We start from the raw sequence: 9,057 nt of genomic DNA, 5'->3' as shown, positions 1-9,057 counted from the left end.
AGAGACATTAACGATACCATTAGCATCGATGTCAAAGGTTACCTCAATCTGGGGAACTCCTCTTGGGGCAGAGGGGATTCCTACAAGGTGAAATCTACCTAATGTCCTGCTGTCACCTGCCATTTCTCTTTCTCCTTGAAGGACATGGATTTCCACGCTTGTCTGGTTATCCGCAGCTGTAGAAAATATCTCGCTCTTTTTCGTCGGAATTGTAGTGTTTCTTTCTATCAACCTTGTCATGACTCCACCTAGGGTTTCAATGCCGAGAGAAAGAGGAGTAATATCTAATAAAAGAACATCCTTTACCTCTCCCCCTAAAACACCTGCCTGAACAGCAGCACCCAGGGCTACTACCTCATCAGGATTGACTCCTTTATGAGGTTCTTTGCCAAACATATCTTTTAGCAGTTGTTGAACCTTCGGGACCCGGGTAGAACCGCCGACCAGAACCACCTCATCAACGTCCTTTCCACTAAGACCAGAGTCCTTTAATGCAATATTACAAGGCTCGTGGCTCTTCTCAATAAGGTCATTCACCATCTGTTCAAATTTTGCCCTTGTGAGCTTCATGTTAAGGTGTTTTGGACCAGAGGAATCCGCTGTTATAAAAGGAAGATTGATATCTGTTTCCATGGTGGATGAGAGTTCTATTTTTGCCTTTTCCGCAGCCTCCTTTAATCTCTGGAGAGCCATCAGGTCTTTACTGAGATCAATCCCTTGGTCCTTTTTAAACTCAACTACCATCCAATCGATTACCCTTTGGTCAAAGTTATCTCCTCCAAGATGGGTATCTCCATTAGTAGCTTTAACCTCTACAACATTGTCACCAACTTCTAGGATAGAGATATCAAAGGTACCCCCTCCAAAGTCATATACAGCGATTTTTTCGTCTTTCTTTTTATCCAGACCATAGGCGAGGGCAGACGCCGTTGGCTCGTTAATAATTCTTTTTACCCCCAGCCCAGCTATCTTTCCTGCATCTTTTGTTGCTTGTCTCTGGCTATCATTAAAATAGGCTGGAGCGGTAATAACAGCTTCTGTAACCTTCTCCCCTAAATAATCCTCAGCAGATTTTTTCAATTTCTGGAGAATCATTGCAGAAATCTCTGGGGGAGAATATTCTTTTCCCTTGATACTAACCCTTGCATCTCCATTTGGTGCCTTTATAACCTTATAGGGAACCATCTTCATCTCTTCTGATACCTCATCATATTTTCTGCCCATAAATCTTTTTATTGAATAGACAGTGTTTTCTGGATTTGTTATTGACTGTCTTTTAGCTGCCTGCCCTACAAGTATTTCACCGTCTTTTGTAAACGCAACGACTGAGGGGGTGAGCCTGCTTCCTTCTTCATTGATAATTATCTTAGGCTGTCCGCCTTCCATTACCGCTACTACTGAATTAGTTGTACCGAGATCAATACCAATTATTTTTCCCATAAAAATATCCTCCTTAGTATTAGGTAAAAACCATATATGAGTTAAGATATATTATAATACTTGAGTGCATTAATGTCAACTTTTTTTTAAAAAAAATAAATAACTTTTTAATTAGTTGAATTTTTGTGCTTTATCCTTAACTGCCTTTACAAAGTATTTTCTTATGTGTTTTCTTATATCAAAATCGTTGCTTTTGCCAAATTTCTCTTCAAATACCTTTATAGGTATTACAGCCTTTGCCATGGACCGATGACCACCAGCGCTTCCTAATTCTCCAAAGGCCTCTTTTACTACTTCACCTGCACTTTTTGTAAACCCCGAGTTTCTTATGCAGATAACGATTTTTTTATCAGAGATTCCTGAGACTACTGACCATTCAATACCCTCGACTTGAAGACAAAAATCTGATAAAAAAGGGATGACATCTTCTCTTTCAACTACACCGAGATGAGAGAATAATATCCCATTAACAATTGTTTTCTTTTGTAGTGCCTTGCCAAAGGATTTTAATGCATCTACAGGTAGTTCTGGCCTCTCTATCCGTCTTAAGAGATTGTTATTGGCCAAGGGATACAGATAAGAAAATGCCTTAATATCTGCATGGCTCACCTCCCTATCAAGAAAAAAGGTGTCACTTTTTATCCCGTAAAGAAGCGCAGTTGCAAGCCTTTGAGGGATTTTTATCCCTGAGGCGAAAAGATATTCTGAAAGAATCGTAGAAGTAGCACCGTAATTTGATTTGATTTCTCTAAAGATGGCTTTATAGTTCTTCTGCCTTGGATGGTGGTCAATTACTACATCAACATTTAAAAGTTGATCTCCAAAATAGGGGGGTTGAACGTCAACCATAGCTATCTTTGTATATTCTTTAATGACCTTATCATCAATTTGTTCAACCTCTATTTCCAGGAGTTTCAACATGGCAAGATTTTCTGGTCTTGTTACTTTTCCAAATGAACCTATCGGAGCCGTGGCCTTATTCCTTCCTAAGAGAGTTCTTAAAGCCAGGGCACTGGCAATGGCATCTGGATCTGGGTCGTGTTGTGTTACGATAAGTACCTTGTCATTTTCATTAAAGACAGATTTGAGCCGTTCCACACGTTTTTTTATGACTATCTCTTTAATTTTATCAAGAAAAAGACCATTGAACATGCTCAATAGGGGAATAAACTGAATTTTGGGATAATTTTTAATGATTGAAGGATTAAATTCCCTGTTAAGAAGAGCAACAACAGGAATGTTTTCTTCTATTTTATATATCGTTTTTGAAATATCACTTATTAAGATACTATCCTCAAGCAGGATAAAAATGATATCAAAATCTTTTAGCTTAGCTTTTTTGTATATATAGTTTTTAGTTAGATCTCCTGTTAAAGCTTTTAACCCTTTTTGAGATAGTCTATCTTTTAGATTTCTATCTGGGACGAGGAAAAGCGACCCCTTAAAATAAAATGACTTAAGGTTAATTATATTTAAAAGAGAAGAATCGTTACAGATGACAAGACTTTTCATTGATATGATTCTGGGATTGTCTAGCTCCAAAAATTTAAAATAAATTAACAATATAATCTATTAATAATTTGGAGTCAAGTATATAAATGAAATAAATTGTGGAAAAGTTCTGATTTTAATAAAAAAGAGGGAGAGTTTCTCTCCCTCTTTTTTTAGTCTATCCCGATTTCAATCTTTTTGGGTTTAGCTGCTTCAACTTTCGGCAAGGTAATCTCCAGGATACCATCTTTAAATCTTGCCTTTACCTTTTCGTGTTCAACATGAGCAGGTAGGCCAAAACTTCTCCTGAAGGCACCATAGTATCTCTCTTTCCCGTGATAGTTTTCCTCTTTAATGTCTTTTTCCCTTTTTCTCTCTCCACTCAGCGTCAGAATATTGTCCTTTAGCTCAACATTGACATCTTTCTTAGAAACACCAGGGATTTCTGCCTTGATAACAATCTCATTTTCAGTTTCATATACGTCAACTACAGGAGCCCAGATCCCGGATAGCGTATCATCATCAAAAAACCTAGAGCGGATCAGGCTATCATCAAAGAGTCTATTAATCCTTCCCTGGAGACTTGTTAGGTCTTTAAAAGGTTCCCACTTTGTTAATAACATCATTGATCAACCCCCTTTAAATAAGAATTATATTTAGTTTATCATCAATATAATATATTAGTACAATATTATCAAGTAATATTTAAAAAAAATTTTAGATATTTTAAAAATTCGGGGAATTAGAACTAAGTTATTGTTTTTTAGACTTTTTAAAGGTCATGGAACTTCCATCAGCATCAATCAATACCTTATTTCCCTCTTCAAATTCACCTTCCAGTATCTTTAATGCCAATGGATTTTGTATATTTCTTTGGATGACTCTTTTTAGCGGTCTTGCACCATAAACAGGGTCATATCCCTGTTTTGCTAAGAACTCTTTTGCCTTATCAGTGAGTGATATCTCTATCTTTTTCTCCAAAAGCATCTTTTTGAGATTTCTGAGTTGTATCTCTACAATCTGTTTAATACCTTCCATGGTGAGGCTGTGGAAGATAATGATATCATCAATTCTGTTTAGAAATTCTGGTTTAAACTTTGCCTTTAGGGCTTCTAAAACCCTGTTTTGGATCTCTTGATGGTCTTTTTCCCCAAGATCTTGGATCCATTGACTTCCTACATTTGAAGTCATAATAATCACTGTATTTTTAAAATTGACTGTGTGCCCTTGGCCATCAGTAAGTCTCCCATCATCAAGTATTTGTAAAAGGATATTGAATACATCTGAATGTGCTTTTTCAATCTCATCAAAGAGAATAACAGAATAAGGCCTTCTTCTAACCGCCTCAGTTAAGTAACCCCCTTCTTCGTAACCTACATACCCAGGAGGGGCTCCGATAAGTCTGGCTACAGTATGTTTTTCCATGAATTCAGACATATCAATCCTTATCATAGCTCCTTCATCATCAAACATAAATTCAGCCAGTGCCCTTGCCAATTCAGTCTTTCCTACACCTGTAGGACCCATAAAGATAAAGGAACCAATAGGTCTGTTTGGATCTTGAAGGCCTGCCCTCGCCCTTCTTACTGCGTTAGATACAGATCTCAAAGCCTCGTTTTGTCCAACAACCCTGTTTTTTAATCTTTCTTCCATCTTAATCAATTTTTCTTTTTCTCCCTCGAGCATCTTTGATATAGGAATTCCTGTCCATTTTGAGGTGACTTCAGCCACATCCTCTTCATCAACCTCCTCTTTAAGCATTCTTTGATCCTTTTGAAGCTCTTCCAATCTTTTATTTTCAGCCTCTAATTTCTTCTCTAGATCTGTTAATATGCTGTATCGAAGCTCTGCAGCCCTCTCAAGATTTCCTTCTCTTTCAGCTCTCTGTTCTTCTGTTTTTGCCTGCTCAATCTTCTCTTTGCAGGAATGGATTGTTTGTATGGCCTCTTTCTCTTTTTTCCAGTGAACTTTCATCTCCTCACTTCGTTCTTTCAAGCTCTTCAACTCTTTTTCTAATTTCTCGAGCTGTTCCTTGGACTTCTTATCCTTTTCTTTTTTTAATGCTGCTTTTTCAATCTCAAGCTGTTTAATCTTTCTTTCAATCTCATCAATTTCCGTGGGCAGGCTATCAATCTCGATCCTCAACCTTGAGGCTGCTTCATCAATAAGGTCTATAGCCTTATCAGGAAGGAATCTATCAGAAATATATCTGTTTGATAAGACCGCAGCAGAAATGATCGCAGAGTCCTTGATTCTAACTCCATGGTGGAGTTCATATTTTTCCTTCAGTCCCCTGAGTATGGCAATGGTATCTTCTACATTGGGTTCGTGAATCATTACAGGCTGGAAGCGTCTCTCTAGGGCAGCATCCTTTTCAATATGCTTTCTATACTCATCGAGTGTTGTAGCTCCAATACATCTGAGCTCTCCTCTGGCCAAGGCAGGTTTGAGCATATTAGATGCATCAATGGCGCCCTCAGCTGAGCCTGCACCCACAAGGGTATGGAGTTCATCGATAAAAAGAATAATCTCTCCCTCTGCCTTTTCTATCTCTTTCAATAAAGCCTTTAGCCTATCTTCGAATTCACCCCTGAATTTTGTACCAGCAACTAAGGATCCCAGGTCCAATGCTACCAGTCGTTTTTCTTTTAGAGGTTCTGGAATATCTCCATGAACGATCCTCTGGGCAAGACCCTCTGCAATGGCAGTCTTGCCGACACCAGGGTCTCCGATAAGCACAGGATTATTTTTTGTTCTCCGCGAAAGAACCTGAATGACCCTTCTTATTTCATCATCCCTGCCGATCACCGGATCGAGTTTATCCTTACGAGCTAGCTCGGTTAAGTCTTTACTGTATCTGGTCAATGCCTGATACTTTTCCTCTGGGGTTTGATCAGTTATTCTCTGGGAGCCTCTGATATCTACGAGTATCTTAAAGATGTTATCCTTTGTCACTCCTTGCTGGTTTAAGATTTTTGAGGACGGTGTTTGTTTATTATCGACAGTAGCTATAAGGAGATGTTCCGTACTTACAAACTCATCCTTAAGCCTTTCTGCCTCTTTTAAAGCAGAATCAAATACCTGTTTCAGTTGGGGTGATATATAGATCTGTCCTGTTCCGCTTCCATATACTTTAGGAAGTTTTTCTAGATGTGCTCTTAGTTGTTCTAACAGGGTTCTTTGATTCACACCCAATTTTTGAAGGATAGGTGTGACAATTCCGTCTGGTTGTTCAAGAAGAGCAATCAAAAGGTGCTCTACGTCGAATGCCTGATGTTCATATTTTTCAGTAATCGATTGGGCATTTTGAACAGCCTCTTGGGCTTTTAAAGTAAATTTATCAAATCTCATAAGACTTCACTCTCCTCTTATTTAACAATCCGTGGCTACTAAAAAGACGAATCTAATATAATATCTAATTCTCAATTTTGCAAATTTTTTGAGTCTGATTTTTTAGATTTTAAGAGAGTGCTAAAAAATTATGGAAGAATTAGAGGATTTGAGAGATAAAATTTTCAGTGATATTGATGAACTCTTTCTACAAGAAAATTTTCTTTTTCAAAACATTCTATAAAATTATTAACCACATCCCTGTCAAATTGATATCCAGCATTTCTATCTAATTCCTTAATCGCTTCTTCAAAACCCATTGCCTTTCTGTAGGGCCGATCGCTTGTCATGGCATCAAAGGCATCAGCTACAATGAGGATCCTTGATGCCCTGGGAATTTCTTTTTCGCTTAAATGATCAGGGTATCCATTTCCATCAACCCTTTCGTGATGATGGCGCACAATAGGACATATCTGACTTAAAGAAGCTACGGGTTTTATAATATTTTCTCCTATCTCTGGATGTCTTTTTATTACATCAAATTCTAGAGGAGTTAATTTCCCTTTATTGAGAAGAATATTATCCACTATTCCTATCTTACCGATATCATGCAAAGTAGCGGCATGTTCTATATCTTCAATTTCCTTTTTAGCAACATCCATTTTTTCTGCAATCGTTTTGGCTATTCTACCAACCCTGATGGAATGACCCCTTGTATATTTATCTTTGGATTCAACAGCAAGGGCAAGAGCTGAAATAGTTTCAAAATAGGTACTTTCAATTTTTTCTCTCAACATGGCATTTTCTAAGGCAACAGCAGTTTGAACGGCTAAGTTGTTAAGGATAATAATATCTTCATCAGAAAATTTCTTTCCGCAAATCTTGTTACTGATACTGATACCTCCCATGATTTTTCTCGAATGAATAAGAGGAACGCAGAGGATTGATTGATTTTCCAATTCTAAATGAGATATTTTCTCAAATCGATTATCCTTGTCTCCTTCTGGAAGGATAACAGGTTTACCATTTTCAACAACCCATCCTACAATTCCTTCTCCGAATCTTATTTTTGTTTTTCCAATCAAACCCTTGTCATAGCCTATCGCTGATTTTATAACCAATCCTGAGTGATTTTTGTTTTTTATGATAAGGAGTCCTTTCTTGGCATCTAAGGCCTTGACCGCAATATTGAGAATTGTATCAAGCATATTGTCTGTGTCTTGAGGAAAATTCATTGTCATGGCTATTTCTGACAATACTCTTTTCATATGGTTGTTGGAAAACTCAAGCTCTTTTATTTCTTCTTCCAATCGTGTGGTTATCTTATTAAAGGATTTTATTAATTCATTTAATTCATTGACATTTTTTGTAGAAGCCTCTCCTCGTTCTAATGATTTTAAGGGAACGGAGATAAAATTGGTTATGCAATCTTTCATGGACTGAAAGCTTTTGCTGAAAAAGGAAATCGATATCATGATTGTTGTTAAGATAACTCTCTTCATTAATATTTTAATACCTAATAATAGCTTGGTTAATCATTTTTGATTCTATTAAAAAAAATAAAAAAAATGAATCAGCCTTTTCAGAAATAGATTTTTTCATTCTTTTCTTAAGTTAGAAACCTTAAATATATTGAAGCTTTCTTAATCGAACGTTTCTTTTTTTATCCTGAGTGATATGTTTAATCTTTAAATTATCTATAAAGAAAGTACTGGTGATATTCCATGTTATTACAGAAATGAGGTCTTTTTGATTGATGTCTTGTAACGTGTCTTCAAAATTATATGATACTTGATATACTTCTGTGCCATCTATAGATTTATGAGAGATGATTTTGAAACTCTCATTTTCAAAGCTTCTTTTTATAAAATGATATCCTTTTCCCTTGTAATACAGCGAGTCTAATTTAAAGGTTTCTTCGATAATTGAGATATATTTTTTAAAGGTAAGTTTATCAAATCCTTCTTCATTACTTAGATAATTAAATGCTATTTTGTATTTCCCACTGAGTAAGAATGATAAGTATACTTCTGGAATTTGATATGAGTCTGAAATTTTACTGTACGATGAGTTAGCAGCCAATAATGTAGTAATAAGCAGAATGAATATTCCCTTTAGATATAACCTAAAATATTTCTTTAACATCATAAATTATTATTCTCTTTAAAGGTTAACATTGTCTTTGCAAACCTAATCATCGGCATAATCGTTTTATAGATTACCCTTTTTTATAGATTTGTTGAAAAAATATTTAACCCCTTGATTTTAAATAATAATTTAGTGGTCTATTTTAGTCCGTTTTCTCTCTTTTTTGGTCTTAAAAATATATAATTGAATTTAAAATTTCCGATTAATCTATTGACAATAAATAGATTTCTTGGATAATAAATAGAATATTTTTAAAAGGATATCTTATGCCAGAACAAAAGATAAAGATGCTTTTAGAAACACTGGCCAGGCTCCTTAGAAGGGATGCAAAGGGCAACATCAGAAATATAATCATCAAGCTCCACCCGGCAGATATAGCGAGTATATTAAATCATTTTGAAAAGGAAGAGAGGAATTACATCTTTGATCTTATTCAGGATAAAAAGCTAGCTGCCGAGGTCTTATGTGAAATAGATCGGGGAGTAATAGAGGAATTAATTGGGGAGATGGAGCCTAAAAATGTTGCCGATATTTTTCAAGAGATGTCCTATGATGATTCAAAAGATATTATTGACCATCTTCCTGAAGAACAGGCCGAAAAGATTCTTGATATAATGAAAGATAAAGATTCTAGAGAAATAGAGGAGC

Annotated in this window: 7 protein-coding genes; 1 reads left to right on the top strand and 6 read right to left on the bottom strand. The window is 36.2% G+C overall.

What is annotated here, in order from left to right; genetic code table 11:
- The 6 genes from dnaK to VMW81_05005 all read right to left on the bottom strand — a co-directional run.
- The coding region (gene dnaK / locus VMW81_05030) for a molecular chaperone DnaK (GenBank protein HUU50301.1) at positions 1-1,440 on the bottom strand (1,440 nt) is incomplete at its 3' end.
- A 111-nt stretch (positions 1,441-1,551) separates the two neighbouring features.
- Positions 1,552-2,952 (bottom strand): bifunctional oligoribonuclease/PAP phosphatase NrnA, encoded by a 1,401-nt coding sequence (locus VMW81_05025; protein HUU50300.1) that lies wholly within the window; start codon positions 2,950-2,952, stop codon positions 1,552-1,554.
- A 152-nt stretch (positions 2,953-3,104) separates the two neighbouring features.
- Positions 3,105-3,557, bottom strand: coding sequence for an Hsp20/alpha crystallin family protein (locus VMW81_05020; GenBank protein HUU50299.1), 453 nt, complete (start codon positions 3,555-3,557; stop codon positions 3,105-3,107).
- 127 nt (positions 3,558-3,684) lie between these two features.
- Entirely contained in the window at positions 3,685-6,282 is a 2,598-nt protein-coding gene (gene clpB, locus VMW81_05015) for an ATP-dependent chaperone ClpB (GenBank protein ID HUU50298.1), read from the bottom strand.
- Between the two features lie 164 nt (positions 6,283-6,446).
- Entirely contained in the window at positions 6,447-7,763 is a 1,317-nt protein-coding gene (locus tag VMW81_05010; protein ID HUU50297.1) for an HD domain-containing phosphohydrolase, read from the bottom strand.
- 121 nt (positions 7,764-7,884) lie between these two features.
- Positions 7,885-8,409 carry a hypothetical protein gene (locus tag VMW81_05005; protein HUU50296.1) on the bottom strand — a complete coding sequence of 175 codons (525 nt, stop codon included), beginning with the start codon at positions 8,407-8,409 and terminating at the stop codon, positions 7,885-7,887.
- A gap of 266 nt (positions 8,410-8,675) precedes the next feature.
- Here VMW81_05005 and VMW81_05000 point away from each other — a divergent pair.
- A partial coding sequence (locus VMW81_05000; GenBank protein ID HUU50295.1) for a magnesium transporter occupies positions 8,676-9,057 on the top strand: 382 nt, incomplete at its 3' end.

The organism is Nitrospinota bacterium, assembly GCA_035528715.1.
In the GTDB taxonomy this organism is placed as follows: domain Bacteria; phylum JADFOP01; class JADFOP01; order DATKYB01; family DATKYB01; genus DATKYB01.
Note: the sequence above shows the minus strand (reverse complement) of the source record. Positions and strands in the feature narration are given on the sequence as shown.

What these genes read in the sequence shown, in the direction of transcription:
- VMW81_05025 (HUU50300.1), bottom strand. Translation starts at nt 2,952, where the DNA reads ATGAAAAGTCTTGTCATCTGTAACGATTCTTCTCTTTTAAATATAATT.
- VMW81_05005 (HUU50296.1), bottom strand. Translation starts at nt 8,409, where the DNA reads ATGATGTTAAAGAAATATTTTAGGTTATATCTAAAGGGAATATTCATT.
- VMW81_05020 (HUU50299.1), bottom strand. Translation starts at nt 3,557, where the DNA reads ATGATGTTATTAACAAAGTGGGAACCTTTTAAAGACCTAACAAGTCTC.
- VMW81_05010 (HUU50297.1), bottom strand. Translation starts at nt 7,763, where the DNA reads ATGAAGAGAGTTATCTTAACAACAATCATGATATCGATTTCCTTTTTC.
- clpB (HUU50298.1), bottom strand. Translation starts at nt 6,282, where the DNA reads ATGAGATTTGATAAATTTACTTTAAAAGCCCAAGAGGCTGTTCAAAAT.